The sequence below is a fragment of the Burkholderia sp. AU31652 genome (assembly GCF_002223155.1).
In the GTDB taxonomy this organism is placed as follows: domain Bacteria; phylum Pseudomonadota; class Gammaproteobacteria; order Burkholderiales; family Burkholderiaceae; genus Burkholderia.
Map to the genome: position 1 here is coordinate 1,328,677 of NZ_NKFG01000005.1, position 22,626 is coordinate 1,351,302.

The following is a 22,626-nucleotide window of genomic DNA, read 5'->3' on the forward strand; positions in this document are numbered from 1 at the left end:
AGGGAGTGTTACCGCGTCTTGCGGCGATCGGCCGGCCGAAAAAAGCGTGCGCGAAAGGGCGGCCAGACGGGGCGGCGGCATCCGTATTCCAGTGTGGTTCGCAACGCGCGACTGTCAAGGACGGACGGGCCTCACAGGCCGGTGCGGCGGTGCTTTTCGCGCTTCCCGCCGCGCGTCGCGCGGCGCGTGCGAGCTTGACGTGCGTCAGGTCGGGACAAGCCGCATCGGGCGACAATTGGCCGCGCCGGACGGGCGTCGGTCATTGCCGATCCGCAGGCGATAAAGCGCAGTGGAAATTCGTCGATTGATGCGCGTGAGTTGTCGATCGGCGACCGGTCGTTCTGCCCGATGCTTTCGCGCACCTTTCGTGTGCATCCGATTTAAACGGCACGCCTGTCACAGAACGGTCGTTCGATACCCGGCAAATCCGGCAAGGATCTTTTGCATTTAGCGGACATTTTGCGGCGATGGCCTCTGCGATACTCCGACCGTGCCTGTGGTGCCGGCCGCCCCTCGCGGCCCCAAGGGCTTCATGTCGCTCAGGAGACACCCCCCGCGACGTCAACGACAGACCCCAAGCGTCAGAAACCAGCCATGTCTTCATCACGCATCCTCGCTCCCGCCCTGCGTTCGCTCGTCCGCACCGCCGACGAAGCCGCCGCGCTGATCCGTCCCGGCATGACCGTCGCCATGAGCGGCTTCACGGGCTCAGGCTATCCGAAGGCCGTCCCGGCCGCGCTTGCCGCCCACATCGACGCGGCGCACACGCGCGGCGAGGACTTCCGGATCAACGTGCTGACGGGCGCGTCGACCGCGCCGGAACTCGACGGCGCGCTCGCCCGCACCAACGGCATCTCGATGCGCCTGCCGTACCAGTCCGACCCGACGTTGCGCGACAAGATCAACGGCGGCGAAGTCGACTACCAGGACGTCCACCTGAGCCATGTCGCGCAGTACGCCTGGTTCGGGCTGTACGGCGATCTCGATGTCGCGATCGTCGAAGTCGCGGGTATCCGCGAGGACGGGCTGCTGATTCCGTCCGCGTCGATCGGCAACAACAAGACCTGGCTCGAACGCGCGAAGCACGTGATCCTCGAGGTCAACTCGCGCCAGCCGCTCGGCCTCGACGGGATGCACGACGTCTATTACGGCACCGCGCTGCCGCCGCACCGCAAGCCGATTCCGCTGACGAAGAGCGACGACCGGATCGGCGAGCCGTACCTGCGCTGCCCGGCCGACAAGATCGTCGCGATCGTCGAGACCGACGCGCCGGACCGCAGCAACGCGTTCTCCGCGCCGGACGCGACGTCCAAGCAGATCGCGCTGCAACTGATCGACTTCCTGCGCCATGAAGTGAAGCGCGGCCGCCTGCCGGAAAACCTGCTGCCGCTGCAGTCGGGCGTCGGCAACATCACGAACGCGGTACTCGCTGAGCTCAGCTCGGCCGGCTTCTCGAACCTGACCGCGTACACCGAAGTGATCCAGGACGGCATGCTCGATCTGCTGCAGGACGGCACGTTGAGCTTTGCGTCGGCCACCGCGCTGTCGCTGAGCCCGGCCGCCGTGCAGCGCTTCGCCGACGAAATCGCGACGTTCCGCGAGAAGATCGTGCTGCGCCCGCAGGAGATCAGCAACCATCCGGAGCTCGTGCGCCGGCTCGGCTGCATCGCGATGAACGGGATGATCGAGGCCGACATCTACGGCAACGTGAACTCGACGCACGTGATGGGCACGAAGATCCAGAACGGCATCGGCGGCTCGGGCGACTTCGCGCGCAACGGCTACCTGTCGTGCTTCATGTCTGCGAGCACCGCGAAGGGCGGTGCGATCTCGCGGATCGTGCCGATGGCGAGCCACGTCGATCACACCGAGCACGACGTCGCGGTGGTCGTCACCGAGCAGGGTCTCGCGGACTTGCGCGGCCTGTCGCCGAAGCAGCGCGCACGCAAGGTCATCGCGACCTGCGCGCATCCCGACTACCGGCCGATGCTCGAGGATTACTTCGAGCGTGCGTCGCGCGAAAGCTTCGGCAAGCACACGCCGCACCTGCTCGCCGAGGCGCTGTCGTGGCACGAGCGCTATGTGCGCACGGGCACGATGAAGGCCTGACGCGGAGCGAAGCGGGCGCGCGCCGCGCGTGCGCCCGTCAATCCATCGCCGCGTGCGCGATTTCCACGCTCGCCGCCTTCTGCGGCGGGCGGATCAGCAGCAACAGCGGAATCATCAGCAGCGTCGCGACGAACATCAGCTTGAAGTCGTTCAGGTACGCGATCATCGACGCCTGCTGGTTGATCGTGCGGTCGAGCAGCGCGATGTCGACGCGGCTGCCGACCATCGCCTGCACGGCCGGGTTGAACGGCGTGATGTGGGTCGCGAGGTCGGCATGCGCGACCTGCGTGTTGCGCGTCATCAGCGTCTGCACGATCGAGATGCCGATACTGCTGCCGATGTTGCGCATCAGGCTGTAGGTGGCCGTGCCGTCCGCACGCAGGTCGGGCGGCAGCGTCGAGAACGACAGCGCGCTCAGCGGCACGAACACGAGCCCCAGCCCGAAGCCCTGCACCACGCCCGGCCACACGATGTCCGCTTCGGACAGCACGACCGTGTACTGCATCATCTGCCAGAGCGCGAGCGCGGAAATCGCCAGTCCCGCGAGCAGCAGCATCCGCGCATCCACGTATTTCAGCAGCCTGCCGACGAACAGCATCGCGATCATCGTGCCGGCGCCGCTTGGCGCGGTGACGAGGCCCGTCGTCGCGACCGGGTAGCCCATCAGGTTCTGCAGCATCGGCGGCAGCAGCGCGCGGGTCGCGTACAGCACCGCGCCGACCACGAAGATGAACAGCGTGCCCGTCGCGAAGTTCGGGTCGCGCAGCAGTTCCGACTTGAAGAACGACGCCTTGCCGACGGTCGCCGTATGCACGAGGAAGAACGCGAAGCTGAGTGCCGCGACGATCGCCTCGATGCGGATCTCGTACGAGCCGAACCAGTCGAGTTGTTCGCCGCGGTCGAGCATCGCCTGGAACGCGCCGATCGCGAGCGCCAGCGTCGCGAAGCCGAACGCGTCGAACTTCACGTGCGGGCGCGGCGCGCGTGCGGGCAGGAAGGTCATCACGCCGGCGAGCGCGAACGCGCCGATCGGCACGTTGATGAAGAACACCCAGCGCCAGTTGTAGCTGTCGGTGAGCCAGCCGCCGAGCGTCGGGCCGAGGATCGGGCCGACCATCACGCCCATTCCCCAGATCGCCATCGCCTGGCCTTGTTTCTCGCGCGGATTGATGTCGAGCAGGATCGACTGCGACAGCGGCACCAGCGCGGCGCCGAATACGCCCTGCAGCAGGCGCGCGCCAACGATCTGCACGAGCGTCTCGGACAGCCCGCACAGCGCCGACGCGACCGTGAAGCCCGCGATCGACACGATCAGCAGCCGTTTCACGCTGAGCCGGTCGGACAGCCAGCCGGTGAGCGGGGTCGCGATCGCCGCGGCGACGATATACGAGGTCAGCACCCACGTGATCTCGTCCTGCGACGCGGACAGCGTGCCCTGCATGTGCGGCAGCGCGACGTTCGCGATCGTGCTGTCGAGGGTCTGGATCAGCGTGGCGAGCATGATCGACAGGGTCAGCATCGGCCGGTTCAGGGCGGGCGAGGCGGGGGCGTCGGCGGCGGGGTTCAAGCGGGTGTCTCCACGGGGCGGTCGCCGTGGGCGGCGATCCGGTATGGCTGGAATTATAAGCACGCTTATTATATATCCGCTTATCGCTGAGGCATGGCCGGCTTGACCCCTATAATCGCCGGATGGACAAGACTTACGAGAACCGGATCGGCTATCTGATCGCCGATGTCGCCCGCCTGAACGGACGCCTGTTCGACCGGCGCGCGAAGCGCATCGGGCTGACCCGGGCGCAAAGCCGCGTGCTCGCGTACCTGACGTGGAAGGGCGAGATGAATCAGGCGCGGCTCGCCGAATGGCTCGAGATCGCGCCGATCTCGCTCACGCGGTTGCTCGACCGGATGGAAAGTTATGGCTGGATCGAGCGCATCGCGAACGACGACGACCGCCGCGCATTCGTGATCCGGCTGACCGACAAGTCGCGCGAGATCTTTCCGCAGATGCTCGAAGTGGGTGACACCGTCGCCGACGACGGGTTGCGCGGCTTCACGCCCGACGAGCGCGACACGCTGGTGCGGCTGCTCGGGCGCGTGCGCCACAACCTGATCGATTGCGGCGGGGAGTGAGGTCGCCCGCCATTCGGGCGGGCCGGATGAACGACTTGAAAGCACCGGGCGGCAGCGCGCGAGCACGCCGCGTTTGCCCGCATGCCGGCACGCGGCGTTGTCATCGCCGTTGCGCGGGTGCCGATGCCCGGCGTGGCCGTCGTCCGGCTGGCACACGAGACGATACGCTCGCCATGTTCGACGAAGCGCTTGCGTGGGTATCGACGTCGGCTCGGTTGAGCCGACGCTAGCTGTTACGGCCTCCGGAAGTCCATCTGCTCAACGGGCCAGTGCCGCGAGCGTGTACGCAGCCAGATAAAGCCCCACACCGTAGGACAGATGCGTGATGAGACTGCGCCGGCGCGCGACGCCCGGGTTCGGCGTGCGCGACGCCGCGATGCCGAAACCGAACGCGGGCTGCATCACGAAGAACGGTGCGACGACGCTGGCGAGGCCGGCGACTAGCGCGGGGAGCGGGGTCGGCGCGTCGATCCACGCCGGGCCGGCGATCAGGAGAGGCAGCGCCGCGAACGCGATGCCGATCGCGTAATGCGCGACCCAGCCGAGCGCACGTTCGCCCGGCACGGGCGCCGCGGCGCCGATCGACGCATGCCGGAACCGGCCGTGCATCATGTGGCCGATCCAGCGGCCGACCAGCGCATAGTCGAGCGACGGAATGCCGAATGCACGCCGCCGGAACAGTGTCCACAGATCCATCACGAGCGTGGCGCCCGTGCCGATCAGCAGCAGGTCGGGCAGGACGTCGGGCAGGCTCATCGCGTCCCTCCGCAGAGAAGGGAACAGGCCGCGCGGTGCAGCGGAATACGGCGTGGTTTCAACGGTTTCATGGCGATCCGGGCTTGTCTTCATCGAGTCGAACGACTATCTTGCAACCTCAAGTTCACTTGAGGTCAAGCATGAGCAGGCTGGACATTGCAGAGGTGGCGCGACGCTCGGGATTGCCCGCGTCGACGCTGCGCTACTACGAGGAAAAGGGGCTGATCGTCCCGATCGGCCGCCACGGGCTGCGGCGGCAATACGACGAGTCGGTGCTGGAGCGCCTGGCGCTGATCGCACTGGGCCGCGAGGCCGGCTTTTCGCTCGACGACATCCTCGCGATGGTCGGCACGGACGGCCTGCCTGCGATCGATCGCGCGAAGCTCGACGGCAAGGCCGACGAACTCGACCGCACGATCCGCCGTCTCGGCGCCGTGCGCGATGCGTTGCGGCATGCGGCCGTGTGCCCGGCATCGAACCATCTCGAATGCCCGTCGTTCCAGAAGCTGCTGCGGATCGCCGCGCATCGCCATCCGGCCCGCCGCACGAAGACGGAGGGTGCGTAGGCGGCGAGTATGCATCGGCGGGTTGGCCGATGGCAGGGTGATGCGCGGAGTCATGCGGTACCAGACATCGCAAACTGGAACAACGGGGTTGCAGCGTGTGGATTTTGCTTGTGTTTCCTGCCGCGTATGCGGCATCGCGGGTCGCGCCGCATTTCGGGGTGCTCGCCGGGCTCGCGACGGTGGCCGTCGTGATGGTGACGCCGCAAGTGCTGCTGGCGTTGGGAATCGATTGGGTGACTCGGCGGCGCGGAGGCATTGAGCCGCCTGTCATGGCCGCTCCGCCTGTACGGACCGATAGTCTGGAGGACGAACTGGCTGACGAGCCCGGCGACGCACCCGATGTGCCGTTTCGATACGGCGAGCGTGCACGATTCAAGCAACTGGTGCTGATCGCCGACGCCGTGCGGTCCGACGTCACGCGCAGTTTCTACGACAAGGCGAAGCGGACGATCGAAGCGTACGTGGATGTCGAGACGGGGCGCGACGGTTCGAGGGCGGCGATGGTGTCGACGGCCGAGCTGGCCCAGGAAGACGCCCCGACCGTCGTGCTGCCGGACGAAATGCTGACCGTGTTCGTGTCGAACGACGGCGCGTGGTCGGGGTTCCGCGTCGGTGACGACACCATCCGGTTCCGCCACGGTGCAATCACGAGAATGCAGCTCACGCAGGTGATTCCGGTTCGCTGGAAGGGCGGCTACATGGTGAAGTTCTGGTTCGACGTACCGAAACGGAACAGTCAAGACGATTGCGGGCCGCATTCGACCTGGTTCTATCTCGCGGCAGATTATTCCGGCCGCCGATCGCGCGTGCTCACCCATGCATGTCGCGAAGTCGCGTCGGTGCTCGACGTCCCGTTCGACGTCGACGAAACCGGCGACGACTGAGTCATCCCGCGTAGTACACGCGGCATTCCTGCTCGCGCCCGCGCACGATGCGCTTGCCGACGAGCGAGCCGTACGTTTCGGTGAAGACGGTCCGCTGATGCTCGCGTTGCAGGGCGTCGTAGAAATAGAGCGAGACCCAGTCCGTCGGGCGGGACGCCTCCGGCGTGCGCATCGCGGCATGCAGGCACAGCGCGGTGAAATGCCAGCCGCCCTTGGTCATGTGCATCACGGGAAGCGGCACGTAGTCGTCCGCATTCGGGCGCCGATGCGCGGTGACGCGTTGTACGACGCCAGGCGTCGGCAACACGCCGGCGGCGGCCTTGTTGCGGTACAGGCGGTCGATGTAGAGCAGCAGTTCGACGGGCGGCTCCGTGCCGCGGCCGGCGTCCTGCACGTGGCCCTGCCAGCGCCGGCGGCGGCTCAGCACGTCGTCGAGCGCGGCGCGGATGCCGGCCGCGCGCCGCGGGCCGACGCCCGAGATCGTTTCGAGCTGGCCGTTGCGGGCCGCGCGTTCGAGTTCCTCGAGCGTATCGATGTGCAGCAGGTCGTGAATGCGCAGCGCGAGCGCGTGGCCGATGCCCGGCACCGCTTCGAACGCGGAGGTGCGTTCGGCGTCGCCGCACAGCCGGTCGAGCTGGCGCCAGCGCCCCGTCACCAGCAGCTCGGCAATCGCCTGGGCGACGCCCGTGCCGACCTCGGGCAGCATCCCGAGCGCATCGACGCCACCGGATTCGAACAGGGAGCGGATGTCGAGGTCGAGCGCGTCGACCGTCTCGGCCGACGCGCGGTACGCGGCGACCCGGTACGGATTCGCGCCCTGGTCAGCCAGCCGCTGCGCCGCCTCGCGCAGGCAGGCCGCGATATGCCGGTTTTCCTCGAACGTTTGGCTGACGGTCGTCTGCATGGCGAGGGACCCGGGGAAGCACAAACGGAATGGACACGGCGAACGATGCGCCGGTCGGCCTTTCATCATTGTCACGACACGCGATGAAGAAAACTTGACGCACGTCAATGGCAAACGTAGCACAGGTTCGACGCGCACGGTCGTGCCGGAAAGCGGCACGACCGTGCGTCGCGTGAGGCGGTCACGCGTCGAGGAACGACTGCGCGTTTTCGGCCTCGGCGGCCGTGCGCAACGCGGCGAGCGCCCGCTTCTCGATCTGCCGCACGCGTTCGCGCGACATGCCCGCGTCCTGCGCGATCGCGTCGTAGGTGTCAGGCTCGGCGCCGCCGAGCCCGAACCGCCGGCGCAGCACGTCGGCCTCGGCCGGCGTGACCGACCGGAGCAGCGACCTCACGCATTCGCGCATCCGCGTGTCGGCCAGTTGCTCGAACGGGCTGGCCGACGCCTGGTCCTCGATCAGCTCGACGAGGCCGGTGTCCGCGTCGGGCAGCGGCGCGTCGAGCGACACGGGCTCGGCAGGCAGCGCGAGCACCGCGCGCAGCTTGTCCTCGTCGAGGCCGGTTTCGGCGGCGAGGTCGGCCGGCGTCGCCCGGCGGCCCGTGCGCTGCCGAAAACGCAGCGCATGCCGCTGCACCCGCTGGTACTGGTCGCCGACGTGCACGGGCACGCGGATCGTGCGGGCGCGATCCGCGACCGCGCGCGCGATCGCCTGGCGGATCCACCAGGTCGCATAGGTCGAGAACTTGAACCCGCGCCGGTATTCGAATTTCTCGATCGCGCGCATCAGGCCGAGACTGCCGTCCTGCACGAGATCGGGCAGGTCGACGCCGCGGTTCATGTACTTGCGCGCGATCGACAGCACGAGCCGCAGGTTCGCCTCGAGCATCGCGCGCGTGGCGTCGTGCACTTTCTGCTGGCCGTCTGCCAGCGCCGCGGCGAGTGCCCGCCGCGCGACCGTGTCGAAGCAGGCGGCTTCGCCCGCCGCGGCGCGATGCGGCGCGGACACGAGCGTGCGCACGACGCCGCTCGCGTCGTCGACGGCCGGTGCGACCCACGCGATCGAGCCGAGCAGGGCGGCGACGTGGTTGCGTGCGTCACGGTATTCGTCTGAACGGTAGCCGTGCGCGTGCAATGCGCCGCGCAAGGCCGCGACGGCCGCCTGCAGCGCGTCGTAGCTGGCGGGCGCAGGCGTGTCGCCGGCGTCGTCGTCGGACGACCCGGCTGCGCGGGTCGAAGCCGGGGCGCGATGACGCGCGAGCAGCGCGTCCACCGCCGCCGGATAGCCGGCGAGCGCGTGCAGGATCTGGTGGCGGCCCGTCTCGATCTCGCGCGCCAGCACGATTTCTCCTTCGCGCGTGAGCAGCGGCACCGCCTGCATGCGGCGCATGTAGAGGGCGAGCGGATCGGTCGACGCGCTCGTGCCGCGTGCGAGGTCGCCGAGCATCGCGCGGCCTTCGTCGAGCGCATCGCGATCGACGTCGACCGGCGCCGAACCGGCGAACGGTGCAGGCGCGGCCGGCTCGTCGAGCACGGCGATGCCGATGTCGGCGAGCGCGGCGCGCACGACGTCGAGCGCGTCGGGGCTGTCGCTTTCGGGCGGCAGCGCGTCGACGAGGTCGGCGTGGGTCAGATAACCCTGTTCGCCGGCGAGCGCCAGCAACTGGATGATCGGATCGAGCGGCGTGTCCGCCCGGGGAGTGGGCCGTGGCGTAGTCATGTCGATGGCGGCGTGAGCCGCGTTCCTGTCTGGGCGGGCCGAAGTCCGCTGGTTTCGGGCCGCCGGTTGCTCGCGAACCCCGTCCGCGCCGGCCAGCCTGACATCGTTCAAGTTGAGGGCATTTGCGCGAACTTCAACGCGGGTGCGGCAGACGTGCCAGCATGCGGCGTGCCCGCGCGCCCGTCCGGTGCAGGAAACAAAAAGTAACCGATCAGACCGAGCGGAAATCTGCAGGGGACGTAAGCTAGAGTCAGGCGCGCGCCTGGCGGCGACGCGTGGATTCTGCCGGAGCAACCGATGACCCCAATTCCTGCCGCGAGGTATGCGGTATTCGCATTGACGACGCTGGCCCTCGGCGGCTGTTATTACACGAGTCCGTATGGCTATGCGCCGTACTACACACCGGCGCCGGCCACGCTGACGCAGCGCGAGATTCCCGTCACGCCGGCTGCGCCGGCCACCACTGCGCCGGGCCCGGCTGCGGCGGCGGTCGCGCCGCCGGTGGTCGATCCGGCGCCCGTCTACGTCGCGCCGGCCTATCCGCCACCGTATCCCTATCCGTATCCGTACTATGCCCCCGCGTATTACCCGGGCTGGTACGGCTGGGGCGCACCGGCGATCTCGGTCGGCTTCTGGGGCGGATGGGGCGGCGGCTGGCGTGGACGCGGCGGGTACGGGCATCGTCCGTGGGGCGGCGGCCACTGGGGCGGCGGCTGGGGCGGGCATCGGCACTGACCGGCGCGCGGCGGCACCGCGCGGGAGAGCATCATGAGGAACACGATTGTCCGTAGCCTGTGCGTCGTCCTGCTCGGCCTGGCGGCCGCGCCGGATATTACACAGGCACAGAGCACCGGCTACACGAATTCGCCGGCCGAACTGTTCGCCGGGCCCGCGCCCGACTATCCGGTCGTCGCGCAGATTCCGCCGGGCACCGCGCTGGACGTGTTCGGCTGCCTGAGCGACTACACGTGGTGCGACGTCGCGCTGCCGGGCGTGCGCGGCTGGATCGACGCGCAACTGATCGACTATCCGTACCAGGGCGGTTATGCGCCGCTGCTCGAATATGGCGCGATCGTCGGCGTGCCGATCACGGGGTTCGCGATCGGTGCGTACTGGGATCGCTACTACCGTCACCGCCCCTGGTTCCATGACCGCGATCGGTGGGAACACCGAGCGGAACCGCGGCTCGGCCCGGGCGGCGCGCCGCCGGGACAGGGGCGCCCGCAACCGGGTGGGCCGCCGCAGGCCGCACCGGGCGGACCGCCGCCCGTGCATGACGCGCGGCCGTCCGCTGCACGCGGCGGCTGGAACGGCGCGATTCGCACGCCGCCGCCGGCTGCGCCTGCGCCGGCACCCGCGCCTGCGCCGATGCCGGGTGCAGCCGGCAATCCGCGTCCGGCAGCGCCGCCGCAGGCCGTCATGCATCCGCCACCGGCCGCCGTCATGCGTCCGCCTCCCGCGCCGGGCGGTGAGGGCCGTTCGATGCCGGTACCAGTGCACCCGGGCGGTGGTTGGGGTGGCGGCGGTGGGCGGCCGCAAGGCGGCGGGAACGGCGGCGGAAGCCACGGTGGTGGCGGAGGCGGCGGCCCGGAAGAACTCCGTCACTGACGATGCCGATGCATTGGGTCGGCGCAGGACGAAAAAAAGCCGCTCCGGAGAGCGGCTTCTGGATCGGGCGAGCGGGCGACGGCCCGCAGCCTGACCGGCTACGTGTTACAAGCAGCCGGCCTTGCTAGTTGCTACCCCAATCAGTCGTCGAGCAGCGACAGGTCGCGCACCGCACCCTTGTCGGCGGACATGACCAGCTTCGCGTAGGCCTTCAGCGCAGCGGACACCTTGCGCGGACGCGGCTGCGCCGGCTTCCAGCCCTTGGCGTTCTGCTCTTCGCGGCGGCGCGCCAGTTCCTCGTCCGACACCAGCACGTCGATCGTGCGGTTCGGGATGTCGATGCGGATCTTGTCGCCGTCGCGCACGAGGCCAATCGCGCCGCCCGCTGCCGCTTCCGGCGAGCAATGGCCGATCGAGAGGCCCGACGTACCGCCCGAGAAGCGGCCGTCCGTCAGCAGCGCGCATGCCTTGCCGAGGCCCTTCGACTTGATGTAGCTGGTCGGGTAGAGCATTTCCTGCATGCCGGGGCCGCCCTTCGGGCCTTCGTAGCGCACGATCACCACGTCGCCGGCCTTGACCTTGTCGTTCAGGATGTTGTCGACTGCCTCATCCTGCGATTCGGTCACGTGTGCCGTGCCTTCGAACACGAGGATGCTCTCGTCGACGCCGGCCGTCTTCACCACGCAGCCGTCGACCGCGATGTTGCCCGTCAGCACGGCGAGGCCGCCTTCCTTCGAGAACGCATGCTCGTACGAGCGGATGCAGCCTTCGGCGCGATCGAGGTCGAGGCTCGGCCAGCGCGTGTTCTGGCTGAACGCGACCTGCGTCGGGATCCCGGCCGGGCCGGCCTGGTAGAACGTGCGGACCGCGTCGTCCTGCGTGCGGACGATGTCCCACTGGTCGAGCGCGTCCTTCAGCGACGGCGCGTGCACGGTCGGCACGTCGGTGTGCAGCTTGCCGGCGCGGTCGAGCTCGCCGAGGATCGCCATGATGCCGCCTGCGCGGTGCACGTCCTCGATGTGGTACTTGTTCGTGTTCGGCGCGACCTTGCACAGCTGCGGCACGACGCGCGACAGGCGGTCGATGTCCTTCATCGTGAAGTCGATGCCGGCTTCCTGCGCGATCGCCAGCAGGTGCAGGATCGTGTTGGTCGAACCGCCCATCGCGATGTCGAGCGTCATCGCGTTCTCGAATGCCTTGAAGCCCACCGAGCGCGGCAGCACGCGTTCGTCGTCCTGCTCGTAGTGCTGGCGGGTGAGTTCGACGATGCGACGGCCGGCGCGCTTGAACAGTTGCTCGCGGTCGGCGTGGGTGGCCACCACCGTGCCGTTGCCGGGCAGCGACAGGCCGAGGGCTTCGGTCAGGCAGTTCATCGAGTTCGCGGTGAACATGCCCGAGCACGAACCGCAGGTCGGGCAGGCCGAGCGTTCGACTTCGGCGACTTCGGCGTCGGAATACGACGGGTCGACCGCGATCACCATCGCGTCGACGAGGTCGAGCTTCTTCACCTCGATGGCCTTGGTGACCGGGTTCGCGAGGCGCGTCTTGCCCGCTTCCATCGGGCCGCCCGACACGAAGATCACCGGGATGTTGAGGCGCATCGCGGCCATCAGCATCCCCGGCGTGATCTTGTCGCAGTTCGAGATGCAGACCATCGCGTCCGCGCAGTGCGCGTTCACCATGTATTCGACCGAGTCGGCGATGATGTCGCGGCTCGGCAGCGAATACAGCATGCCGTCGTGGCCCATCGCGATGCCGTCGTCGACCGCGATCGTGTTGAATTCCTTCGCGACGCCGCCGGCCGCCTCGATCTCGCGCGCGACGAGCTGGCCGAGATCCTTCAGGTGCACGTGCCCCGGCACGAACTGCGTGAACGAGTTGACGACCGCGATGATCGGCTTCGAGAAATCGTCGTCTTTCATGCCGGTGGCGCGCCAGAGCGAGCGCGCCCCTGCCATGTTGCGGCCAGCGGTGGAGGTTTTGGAACGGTAAGTGGGCATGGTCGTTGCTGAAGAAATATCGCGGGAAAAGGGTGGAGGCACGGGGAATAAAGGCCTCTCTCGCGCCCGTGCGAACAACCTCTTGAGCTGCGCCCTGGGCAAACTTCGTGATTATCCCACAGCCGCCGGGCGCGCGGCGCCGGCGGGCAAGGCCGACCGGCGCGGGTGGGGCGCGGCGGGCAGCGCGTGGGCGCACAGGCCGAAAGAACCGAACAAAGCGCGGCGCGAAGACGGAATGGCGGGAGCACGCGAAGCCGGAAGCCGGCCATCGCCAGCGGAGCCCAGCAGCGGCTTCATCGCCCGTCTTGCCGACGACGAAGCCGCGCCGCTCGATCGCGCGTCAGTCGAGCAGCGTCAGGATCTCGTCGTACAGCGCCTTCGGAATCCGCACGCCGTTCGCGATGCTGCGCGCGCGGGCGTCGAAGCGGCGTTGCGACGGCAGCCGCGCACCCTGCGCGACGATCGATTCGAACATCCGTTCGCCGCGCGCGAGCCCCGTGTCGAGATCGTCGCCGAGGAACACCTTCGGGTCGAATGCGATCACGAGCTCGCCGTGGCACGGCGTCGCGCCGACGCCTTCGTCGAAGTCCATCGATTCCCGGCTCGTCATGTCGCCGATCAGCGCGCCGCCGAGCAGTTCGACCATCGCCGCGAGCGCCGAACCCTTGTGGCCGCCGAACGTGCGCATCGCGCCCTGCAGCGCGGCTTTGGGATCGGTGGTCGGCCGGCCGTCGGCGTCGATCGCCCATTCCGGCGGGATCGCCTTGCCTTGCTTCGCATGCAGCTCGATGTCGCCGCGCGCGATCGCACTCGTCGCGAAATCGAACACGAACGGCACACCGCCCGGGCGCGGCCATGCGAACGCGATCGGGTTCGTGCCGAACACCGGCTCCTTGCCGCCTTCCGGTGCAACCCAGCTATGGCTCGGGTTCATCGCGATGCCGACCAGCCCCTCGGCCGCGATGGCCTCGACCTCCGGCCACAGCGCGGAGAAGTGGTAGCAGTGGTTGATCGTCATCGCGGCGATGCCGTGCTGCTTCGCCATCTCGACGAGCACCGGCAGGCCGGTCTCGAAGCTCAGCAGCGAAAAGCCGCGATGTGCGTCGACCGAGACGATCGACGACGACAGCCGGCGCAGCGTCGGCACGGCTTGCGGATCGACCTTGCCTTTCTTCAGCGAACGCACGCAGACGAGCAGCCGGTACACGCCATGCGAATGGCATTCGTCGCGCTGGCCCTGCGTGATCACGTTGGCGATGGCACGCGCATGCGCGTCGGACATGCCGTTGTGCGTCAGCACGCGCAGCGCGAGCGCGTGGACGTCATCGAGCGACAGGACGATTTCGTCGGTGGATGCGGTCATCTCACGCCTCCCGCGGCGCGGGCACGCCGTCGATACGTTGCGGCACGTTCAGCGGATTGCCGTTGCGGATCGCGTCCGGCAGCAGCGCATCAGGCAGGTCCTGATACGACACCGGGCGCAGGAAGCGCTCGATCGCGCGCGCGCCGACGGACGTCGTGCGCGTATCGGACGTGGCCGGGAACGGGCCGCCGTGCACCATCGCATGGCCGACCTCGACACCCGTGCCGAAGCCGTTGACGAGAATGCGGCCGGCCTTGCGCTCGAGCAGCGGGCGCAGCGCGGCGAACAGCGGCGCGTCGCCATCGGCGAGGTGTGCCGCGATCGTCAGCTGGCCTTCGAGCGACTTCAGCACGCGATGCAGCGTGTCGGCGTCCGGGCAACGCACGATCAGCGAAGCGGGGCCGAACACTTCTTCTCGCAATTCGGGATGCGCGACGAACGCGTCGGCCGAGGTCGCGAGCAGCGCCGCGCGGGCCTGCAGGCGGTTGCCTTCGGCGCCTTGTGCGAGCAGCTCGACGGCCGCGTGATCGCGCAGCGCCGCGACGCCCTGTTCGTAGCTGGCGTGGATGGGCGGCGTCAGCATCGTTTGCGCGGGCGCGGCACGCACCGCGGCGGCGGCCGTTTCCTCGAACGCGCGCAGCGCGGGCCCGTCGACGGCGAGCACGAGGCCCGGGTTCGTGCAGAACTGACCGGCGCCGAGCGTGAGCGACGCGACGAACTGCGGCGCGATCGCATCGTGGCGCGCGTCGAGCGCGGCGGGAAACAGCAGCACGGGATTGATCGAGCTCATTTCCGCATAGACGGGAATCGGCTCGGGGCGCGCGGCCGCGATGTGCATCAGCGCGACGCCGCCGCGGCGCGAGCCGGTGAAGCCGACGGCCTTGATGCGCGGATCGGCGACGAGCGCCTGGCCGATCTCGCGCGACGCGTCGAACAGCAGCGAGAACACGCCGGCCGGCATCCCGCATTCACGCGCGGCTTGCTGGATCGCGCGGCCGACGAGTTCCGAGGTGCCCGGATGTGCCGAATGCGCCTTGACGATCACCGGGCAGCCGGCCGCGAGCGCCGACGCGGTATCGCCGCCGGCGACCGAGAACGCGAGCGGGAAATTCGACGCACCGAACACGGCGACGGGCCCGACCGCGACGTTGCGCAGGCGCAGGTCGACGCGCGGCAGCGGCTTGCGCTCGGGGCGCGCCGGATCGATGCGCGCGTCGAGAAAGGCGCCGTCGCGCACGAGCGACGCGAACAGCGCGAGCTGGCCGACCGTGCGGCCGCGCTCGCCTTCGATGCGCGCGCGCGGCAGGCCCGTTTCGATGACGCAGCGCTCGATCAGGTCGTCACCGAGCGCCGTGATGTGGCGGCCGATCGCGTCGAGAAACGCGGCGCGGGCTTCGAGCGACGTTTCGCGATAGGTGTCGAAGGCGTCGTCGGCGAGCGCGCAGGCCGTTTCCAGGTCGTGCAGGCTCGCACCGCCGAAGGCGGGTTCGAGCCGTTCGCCGGTGGCGGCGGCGATCGCGTGGAGGGTGCCGTTCTGTCCGGCGACGGCGGACGGGCCGATCAGGAGCTGACCTGTGAGTTGCATGGTTTTCCTCGGAAAAAGACAGGAGCCGGGCGTGGAGCGCCCGGCCGAAGGGATCATGGGAAAAGGAGCGAGTGCGTCAGTCCTCGTCGTCGTCGAGTTGCAGCTTCTCCGAGCGCACGCCTGTATTCGCGCCCCAGTAGTAGATGACGAGCGCGACGGCCGCGACGACGACCGTGTCGTACGGATGGGCAAGCTGGCCCGTGCCGCCGAAGCCGCCGAGATACGACAGCACGATCATCGCGGCATAGAACGCGATCAGCCACGCGGACGAGCGCACCTGCTCGGCGAGGCTCAGGTGCGCGGTCGGCACCCAGCGACGGCACGCGAGATAGATCACGAACATCACGATCTGCAGGCCGAGCAGCCAGGACACCGTGCTCCAGCCCGACCAGTAGACGATCAGCGCGGCGATCACGAACGATGCGGGGCCGGTGATGCCGAACGCGCTCGCGCGGAACGGCCGGGGGAGGTCCGGCGCGGTGCGGCGGAGTGCGGCGACCGACACCGGTGCGACCGCATAGCTCAGCACCAGCGCGGCCGACACGATGTTGATCAGCGCTTCCCACGACGGGAACGGCAGCGTCCAGAAGATCGCGAGGCCGAACGTGAGCCACAGGCCCGCGCGCGGAATGCCCGATGCTTCGTCGACGCGCGTGAACACCTTGAAGAACGTGCCCGTCTTCGCCCAGCCGTAGACCACGCGCGGCGTCGCGTTCATGTAGATGTTGCCGCAGCCGCTCGGCGAGATCATCGCGTCGGCGACGACCATCACCGCGAGCCAGCCGACGCCGAGCGCCAGCGCGATGTCGCGGTACGGCAGCGAGAACGCCTTGCTCACGTCGTGCCAGCCGGCGGCGAGCATGTCGGTGGGGATGCTGCCGATGAACGCGAGCTGCAGCAGCACGTAGATCAGCGTCGACAGCAGGATCGACAGGATCAGCGCGATCGGGATCGTGCGCTGCGGATTGCGCACCTCGCTCGCGACCGACACGATCGGCGTGAGCCCGAGGTACGCGAAGATGATGCCGCCGGCGGACACGGCCATCTCGATGCCTGGCATACCGAACGGCGCGAAGCCCTGGATCGTCAGGTTCGCGGGCTTGAAGAACGTGAACAGCACGGCGATCACCGCCAGCGGCACGATGAACTTGAAGAGGCTGATGATGTTGTTCGCCTTCGCGAACGTCTTCACGCTCGAATAGTTCAGGTAAAAGAAGAAGCCCAGCAACGCGGCCTGCACGAGCCAGCCGAGCGTGGTCGGGTCGCTCGATCCTGCGACGGTCAGGCCCGGAAACCACGCGGCCGCATACTGGCGCGCGGCGACGACTTCGATCGCGATCAGGCTCGAAAAGGCGATCAGCGTGATGAAGCCCATCAGGTAGCCGAGCAGCGGGCCGTGCGAGAACACCGGGTAGCGGACCACGCCGCCCGCGCGCGGCAGCGCGGCGCCGAGTTCGCAGTAGACGATGCCGAGCAGCAGCACCGCGAAGCCGCCGAGCAGCCACGAGAAGATGCCGGCCGGGCCCGCGATCGTCGACACGTGACTCGCGGCGAACAGCCACCCCGAACCGAAAATGGCGCCGAGACCGATGAACGTGAGATCGGTCAGCGACAGCTGTTTCTTGAACTTGCCGTGACCCGCGTCGGGGTGCGCGGAACGGGAAAGCGGGACAGACGGGTGAGCGTTGCCTTGGCCTGGCATGGGCGTGTCTCCTGGAGGAATGTCGGCACAGGCTCGAGGTGCGCCGCGCTCCGACGGAGCAGCGGCGCCAGCCTGCCGGCCGGCGTCGCCCGGTTCGAACGACCGGGGCGGGCTGCGGGGCGTTCACGCGCGGCGCGCTCGGGCGCCGGTATGAACGGGCCCGCAGGCCATGCCGGACCGAAGACGGCGGCGCGCAGGGGGAAAGCCCGCGTGCCGCCGCAGGGGAAGTCGGTCAGAGACCGACGTCGGGCAGCGCCGGGCGCGTTTCGAGCGCCTTCGCGACGATGGCCTTCACTTCCGCGAGCGTGTCGCCCTGCAGCGCGAGGCGCGGCGGGCGCGTGATCGCGCTGCCGCGGCCGACCAGCTCTTCGCACAGCTTGATGCACTGCACGAGGTCGGGGCGCGCGTCGAGGTGCAGCAGCGGCATGAACCAGCGATACAGCGCGAGCGCTTCGTCGAAGCGCTTCTGCTTCGCGAGGCGGAACAGCGTCTCGCCTTCCTTCGGGAACGCGTTCGACATGCCCGACACCCAGCCTTCGGCGCCGACGGCGATGCTCTCGACCACGACGTCGTCGAGGCCCGCGAACAGCACGAAGCGATCGCCGACGGCGTTGCGCAGGTCGATGAAACGGCGCGTATCGCCCGACGAATCCTTGAAGCAGACGATGTTCTCGCAATCCTGCAGGGCGATCAGCACGTCGGGCGTCACGTCGTTCTTGTAGATCGGCGGGTTGTTGTAGACCATCACCGGCAGGTCGGTGCTGGTTGCGACCGCGCGGAAGTGCGCGGCGGTTTCGTGCGGCTTCGCCGAGTAGACGAGGGCGGGCATCACCATCACGCCGTCGACACCGACGCGCTGCGCCTCACGCACCGTGTTGCGCGCGAATTCGGTCGTGAATTCGGCGATGCCGGCGATCACCGGAATCTTGCCGCCGGCCGCGTCGCGTGCGGCCTCGATCACCTGGAGCTTCTCGCTCGTCGACAGCGACGTGTTCTCGCCGACCGTGCCGCAGACCACGAGGCCCGATACGCCGTCGTTCACCAGGTTCTTCACCACGCGGTGCGTGGCATCGATGTCGAGGGAAAAGTCCGGCTTGAACTGGGTGCTGACGGCCGGGAAAACCCCGGTCCACTGAATGGCGTTTCGGCTCACTTCAATCTCCTACGTGTTTGTATCGGTCGGCCGACAGGTGTCGGTGTGGCAACCAGTATCGCCGCGCAAATGCCCATCACGCTTGAGTCGTATCGCGGAGCAAAATGACGAAATCGGCACAGCGGCCGGACGGCGCGGGAAGGGCGCTTCGCACTATGCCGATTTCGTCGTCGTCCTCATCGAAAAGCCACAAGCGGGCGGACGCGCGACGGAGGAAGCTGTGCTCCTTTCCCCACTTCGGACAGCTCATGATGAAGCGCATCCAGATCATCGATTCGCACACGGGCGGCGAACCCACTCGGCTCGTCGTGTCCGGTTTCCCCGCGCTCGGCAGCGGCACCATGGCCGAGCGCCGCGACGTGCTCGCGCGCGAGCACGACCGCTACCGCACCGCCTGCATTCTCGAACCGCGCGGCAGCGACGTGCTGGTCGGTGCGCTGCTGTGCGAACCCGTGTCGCCCGAGGCGGCGGCCGGCGTGATCTTCTTCAACAATAGCGGCTATCTCGGGATGTGCGGGCACGGCACGATCGGTGTCGTGCGTACGCTGCACCATATGGGGCGCATCGCGCCCGGCGTGCACCGGATCGAGACGCCCGTCGGCACCGTCGAGGCGACCCTGCACGACGACCTGTCGGTCAGCGTGCGCAACGTGCCTGCGTATCGCCATGCGAAGGGCGTCGCGCTCGACGTGCCGGGTTACGGCCCCGTGAAGGGCGACGTCGCGTGGGGCGGCAACTGGTTCTTCCTGATCAGCGACCATGGGCAGCGCGTTGCCGGCGACAACGTCGCGGCGCTCACCGCGTATGCGTCGGCCGTGCGCGAAGGGCTCGAACGCGCGGGCATCACCGGCGCGAACGGCGGCGAGATAGACCATATCGAGCTGTTCGCCGACGATCCCGAGCACGACAGCCGCAGCTTCGTGCTGTGCCCGGGCCTCGCGTACGACCGCTCACCGTGCGGCACCGGCACGAGCGCGAAGCTTGCGTGCCTCGCGGCCGACGGCAAGCTCGAACCGGGCACCGTTTGGCGGCAGGCGAGCGTGATCGGCAGCGTGTTCCAGGCGAGCTACGAAGTGGCCGACGGCGGCATCGTGCCGACGATTCGCGGCAGCGCGCACCTGAGCGCGGAAGCGACGCTGCTGATCGAGGAAGACGATCCATTCGGCTGGGGTATTGCGCCGTGAGCGACACGAAGACGGATGTCGTCGTGATCGGCGCCGGCATCGTCGGCGCGGCGTGCGCGCACGAACTCGCGCAGCGCGGGCTGCGCGTGCTCGTCGTCGACGACGCGAGCGGCGGGGCAACCGGCGCGGGCATGGGGCATCTCGTCGCAATGGACGACAACGCGGCCGAACTCGCGCTCAGCCATTACTCGATCGAACTGTGGCGCGCGCTGAGCGGCGAGATGCCGGAAGGGTGCGCGTACCGCAACTGCGGCACGTTGTGGCTCGCCGCCGATGCGCACGAAATGGATCTGGCGCGCGCGAAGCAGGCGACGCTGGCCGCGCATGGCGTGGCGGGCGAGCTGATCGACGCGGCGACGCTCGCGCGGCTGGAGCCGATGCTGCGCGCGGGCCTCGGCGGTGCTCTGAAGATTCCCGGCGACGCGATCCTCTATGCGCCCGTCACCGCGAACTGGCTGCTGCAGCGCGCGCCGCGCATCACGTTGCGGCGCGACCGGGCCGTCGCGGTCGACGGCCCGAGCGTGACGCTCGCGAGCGGCGACACGCTGCGCGCGGAGCGGGTGGTCGTCGCGAACGGCGTCGCCGCGCGCACGCTGCTGCCCGAGTTGCCGCTGCGCCCGAAAAAGGGCCATCTGCTGATCACCGACCGCTATCCCGGCCAGGTGTCGCACCAGCTCGTCGAGCTGGGCTATGCGGCGAGCGCGCATGCGAGCGACGGCACGTCGGTCGCGTTCAACGTGCAGCCGCGGCCGACCGGCCAGTTGCTGATCGGTTCGTCGCGCCAGTTCGACACCGAGGACGCGCAAGTCGACCCGCCCGTGCTCGCGCGCATGCTGCGCCGCGCGGTGGGTTATCTGCCGGACCTGGCCGACCTGAACGGGATCCGCGCATGGACGGGCTTCCGTTCCGCGAGCCCCGACGGGCTGCCGCTGCTCGGCGAGCATCCGGCGCGGCCGGGCGTGTGGCTCGCGGTCGGGCATGAAGGGCTCGGCGTGACGACCGCGCCGGGCAGCGCGCGGCTCGTCGCGGCGCTGATGGCCGGCGAACGGCCGCCCATCGATATCGAACCGTATTTGCCGGGACGCTTTCTGAGCGCGTCCCTCGTAGCCGGAGTGCTGACATGAAACGACCCCCACGCTCTCTTCGTTCGCTGTCGACCGGTGTTGGCGCTTCAGAGCTGACTCCCGTCCCATGCACGGCGCCCCTCGCAGCGGCGGCCCGGCGGAGGCTGAGATGAAACGACCCCCACGCTCTCATCGTTCGCTGCCCCCCGCGGGGGCGGTCAGCCTCCTTGGGGCGGCCCGGCGGAGGCTGACATGATCATTCATCTGGACGGCCGCGCGCTGACGGTGGCCGACGGCGCGACCGTCGCGGCCGCCGTCGCGGCGAGCGGCGACGACACGACGCGCGTGTCGTGCACGGGTGCGGCGCGTGCGCCGTTTTGCGGGATGGGAATCTGCCAGGAGTGCAGGATGACGATCGATGGCCGTCGCCGGCTGGCCTGCCAGACGCTGTGCCGCGACGGAATGCAGGTGGAGCGCACGCGATGAAACAGGAACGATTGAGCGTCGACGTCGCGATCGTCGGCGCGGGGCCGGCCGGGCTGTCGGCCGCGCGGGCCGCCGCACGCAGTGGTGCGACGGTTGCGATCGTCGACGACAACCCGCGGGCGGGCGGGCAGATCTGGCGGCAAGGCGCGGCGGCGATGCCGACGCCGGCCGCCGCCGAGCGGCTCGCCGTATTGCGGCAGCCGAACGTCACGCATCTCGCGGCGACGCGCATCGTCGCCGAAACGCAGCCGGGCACGCTGCTGCTCGAAGACGACGAACGCGGGCTGTTGCTCGATTTCCGCACGCTGATTCTCTGCTGCGGCGCACGCGAGCTGCTGTTGCCGTTTCCGGGCTGGACGCTGCCGGGTGTCACCGGCGCGGGCGGCTTGCAGGCGTTGATCAAGTACGGCCTCGACGTGCGCGGGCAGCGCACGGTGATCGCGGGCAGCGGGCCGCTGCTGCTGGCGAGCGCGGCGACGGCCCGTCAGGCTGGCGCGCGCGTGTCGCACGTGCTCGAACAGGCCGCATGGGGCGACGTGGCCGGTTTCGGGGCAGGGCTGTGGCGCTGGCCGTCGAAGCTCGCGCAGGCCGCGAAGCTCGTCACCGCCGCCTATCGGCCTGATGCGCATGTCGTCGAGGCGTTCGGCGACAAGCGGCTCGAACGCGTGCGGATTCGTCAGGGCGATCGCGAGTTCGACGTCGACTGCGACCGGCTCGCGTGCGGCTTCGGCCTCGTGCCGAACACCGTGCTGCCCAGTCATCTCGGCTGCCGGATCGACGATGGCGCGGTGGCGGTCGATGTGCACCAGCGCACGAGCCGCGATGGGTTTTTTGCGGCGGGTGAGTGCACGGGCGTCGGCGGCAGCGAACTGGCGATGGTCGAAGGCGAAATCGCCGGTTTGGCGGCGACCGGGCAGACCGCGCAGTTGGCCGCGCTGGTTACGCAACGAGCGCACTGGCAGGTGTTTGCCGATGCCGTACGCGAGCGTTTCGCGATCCGCGAACCGATCCGCCGGCTCGCGCGGGCCGACACGTTGCTGTGCCGTTGCGAGGACGTGCGTTTCGACGCCGTCGCGCAAGCACCGGGCTGGACGGCCGCGAAACTGCAGTCACGTTGCGGGATGGGCGCGTGTCAGGGGCGCGTGTGTAGCGCGGCTGCGCAGGCGCTGTTCGGCTGGACGCCGCCGATGCCGCGTACGCCGCTCGTGCCCGCGCGGGTCGGTACGTTGATGCTGGACGGCACGGCATCCTGCGACGGCGCGTGACGCGTCGCGGCACCACGGCACCACGGCACCACGGCACCACGGCACCACGGCACCACGGCACCACGGCACCACGGCACCACGGCACCACGGCAACACGGCAACACGGCAACACGGCAACACGGCAACACGGCAACACGGCAACACGGCAAC

Annotated in this window: 19 protein-coding genes; 10 read left to right on the plus strand and 9 right to left on the minus strand. The window is 69.0% G+C overall.

Features of this window, described 5'->3' with window-relative positions:
- The first annotated feature begins 594 nt into the window (after positions 1-594).
- Positions 595-2,109, plus strand: a complete 1,515-nt coding sequence (locus CFB40_RS23550; protein ID WP_089432532.1) for an acetyl-CoA hydrolase/transferase family protein — start codon at positions 595-597, stop codon at positions 2,107-2,109.
- A 37-nt stretch (positions 2,110-2,146) separates the two neighbouring features.
- On the opposite strand, the gene CFB40_RS23555 is transcribed toward CFB40_RS23550, so the two are convergent.
- Positions 2,147-3,676 carry a DHA2 family efflux MFS transporter permease subunit gene (locus tag CFB40_RS23555; protein WP_089427733.1) on the minus strand — a complete coding sequence of 510 codons (1,530 nt, stop codon included), beginning with the start codon at positions 3,674-3,676 and terminating at the stop codon, positions 2,147-2,149.
- A 122-nt stretch (positions 3,677-3,798) separates the two neighbouring features.
- Here CFB40_RS23555 and CFB40_RS23560 point away from each other — a divergent pair, with 122 nt between their 5' ends.
- Positions 3,799-4,239, plus strand: coding sequence for a MarR family winged helix-turn-helix transcriptional regulator (locus CFB40_RS23560; protein WP_047850156.1), 441 nt, complete (start codon positions 3,799-3,801; stop codon positions 4,237-4,239).
- 258 nt (positions 4,240-4,497) lie between these two features.
- On the opposite strand, the gene CFB40_RS23565 is transcribed toward CFB40_RS23560, so the two are convergent.
- Complete coding sequence (locus CFB40_RS23565) at positions 4,498-4,995, minus strand: DUF2938 domain-containing protein (protein ID WP_089432533.1); 498 nt, start codon at positions 4,993-4,995, stop codon at positions 4,498-4,500.
- Between the two features lie 140 nt (positions 4,996-5,135).
- On the opposite strand from CFB40_RS23565, the gene CFB40_RS23570 reads away from it, so the two are divergent.
- Positions 5,136-5,561 carry a helix-turn-helix domain-containing protein gene (locus CFB40_RS23570; RefSeq protein ID WP_046547576.1) on the plus strand — a complete coding sequence of 142 codons (426 nt, stop codon included), beginning with the start codon at positions 5,136-5,138 and terminating at the stop codon, positions 5,559-5,561.
- A gap of 188 nt (positions 5,562-5,749) precedes the next feature.
- Entirely contained in the window at positions 5,750-6,445 is a 696-nt protein-coding gene (locus CFB40_RS23575) for a hypothetical protein (protein WP_179255298.1), read from the plus strand.
- A gap of 1 nt (position 6,446) precedes the next feature.
- Here CFB40_RS23575 and CFB40_RS23580 read toward each other — a convergent pair whose 3' ends face one another.
- Both CFB40_RS23580 and CFB40_RS23585 read right to left on the minus strand, forming a co-directional pair.
- On the minus strand, positions 6,447-7,349 hold the full coding sequence (locus CFB40_RS23580) for a helix-hairpin-helix domain-containing protein (protein WP_089427729.1): 903 nt from the start codon (positions 7,347-7,349) through the stop codon (positions 6,447-6,449).
- Between the two features lie 181 nt (positions 7,350-7,530).
- Entirely contained in the window at positions 7,531-9,066 is a 1,536-nt protein-coding gene (locus tag CFB40_RS23585) for a sigma-70 family RNA polymerase sigma factor (RefSeq protein ID WP_089432535.1), read from the minus strand.
- A 297-nt stretch (positions 9,067-9,363) separates the two neighbouring features.
- Between CFB40_RS23585 and CFB40_RS23590 the strand changes: the two genes are divergently transcribed.
- Positions 9,364-9,801, plus strand: a complete 438-nt coding sequence (locus tag CFB40_RS23590; protein ID WP_089427727.1) for a hypothetical protein — start codon at positions 9,364-9,366, stop codon at positions 9,799-9,801.
- A 33-nt stretch (positions 9,802-9,834) separates the two neighbouring features.
- Entirely contained in the window at positions 9,835-10,674 is an 840-nt protein-coding gene (locus tag CFB40_RS23595; protein WP_089432536.1) for an SH3 domain-containing protein, read from the plus strand.
- A gap of 140 nt (positions 10,675-10,814) precedes the next feature.
- On the opposite strand, the gene ilvD is transcribed toward CFB40_RS23595, so the two are convergent.
- The 5 genes from ilvD to CFB40_RS23625 all read right to left on the minus strand — a co-directional run bounded on the left by ilvD (position 10,815) and on the right by CFB40_RS23625 (position 18,477).
- On the minus strand, positions 10,815-12,674 hold the full coding sequence (gene ilvD, locus CFB40_RS23600) for a dihydroxy-acid dehydratase (protein WP_069251334.1): 1,860 nt from the start codon (positions 12,672-12,674) through the stop codon (positions 10,815-10,817).
- A 340-nt stretch (positions 12,675-13,014) separates the two neighbouring features.
- Positions 13,015-14,037 (minus strand): Ldh family oxidoreductase, encoded by a 1,023-nt coding sequence (locus tag CFB40_RS23605; RefSeq protein WP_089432537.1) that lies wholly within the window; start codon positions 14,035-14,037, stop codon positions 13,015-13,017.
- Between the two features lies 1 nt (position 14,038).
- On the minus strand, positions 14,039-15,622 hold the full coding sequence (locus tag CFB40_RS23610; RefSeq protein WP_089432538.1) for an aldehyde dehydrogenase (NADP(+)): 1,584 nt from the start codon (positions 15,620-15,622) through the stop codon (positions 14,039-14,041).
- Between the two features lie 76 nt (positions 15,623-15,698).
- Positions 15,699-17,324 (minus strand): APC family permease, encoded by a 1,626-nt coding sequence (locus CFB40_RS23615; protein WP_089427722.1) that lies wholly within the window; start codon positions 17,322-17,324, stop codon positions 15,699-15,701.
- A gap of 232 nt (positions 17,325-17,556) precedes the next feature.
- Complete coding sequence (locus CFB40_RS23625; RefSeq protein ID WP_006484863.1) at positions 17,557-18,477, minus strand: dihydrodipicolinate synthase family protein; 921 nt, start codon at positions 18,475-18,477, stop codon at positions 17,557-17,559.
- A gap of 251 nt (positions 18,478-18,728) precedes the next feature.
- On the opposite strand from CFB40_RS23625, the gene CFB40_RS23630 reads away from it, so the two are divergent.
- The 4 genes from CFB40_RS23630 to CFB40_RS23645 all read left to right on the plus strand — a co-directional run bounded on the left by CFB40_RS23630 (position 18,729) and on the right by CFB40_RS23645 (position 22,476).
- Positions 18,729-19,661: a 4-hydroxyproline epimerase gene (locus CFB40_RS23630; protein ID WP_089433294.1), complete on the plus strand. Its 933-nt coding sequence runs from the start codon at positions 18,729-18,731 to the stop codon at positions 19,659-19,661.
- Positions 19,658-20,785 carry an NAD(P)/FAD-dependent oxidoreductase gene (locus CFB40_RS23635; RefSeq protein WP_089432539.1) on the plus strand — a complete coding sequence of 376 codons (1,128 nt, stop codon included), beginning with the start codon at positions 19,658-19,660 and terminating at the stop codon, positions 20,783-20,785. Before CFB40_RS23630 ends, CFB40_RS23635 begins: the two co-directional genes overlap by 4 nt.
- Positions 20,786-20,977: 192 nt before the next feature.
- On the plus strand, positions 20,978-21,211 hold the full coding sequence (locus tag CFB40_RS23640; RefSeq protein WP_012338331.1) for a 2Fe-2S iron-sulfur cluster-binding protein: 234 nt from the start codon (positions 20,978-20,980) through the stop codon (positions 21,209-21,211).
- Positions 21,208-22,476, plus strand: a complete 1,269-nt coding sequence (locus tag CFB40_RS23645) for an NAD(P)/FAD-dependent oxidoreductase (RefSeq protein ID WP_089432540.1) — start codon at positions 21,208-21,210, stop codon at positions 22,474-22,476. Before CFB40_RS23640 ends, CFB40_RS23645 begins: the two co-directional genes overlap by 4 nt.
- The last annotated feature ends 150 nt before the right edge of the window (positions 22,477-22,626 follow it).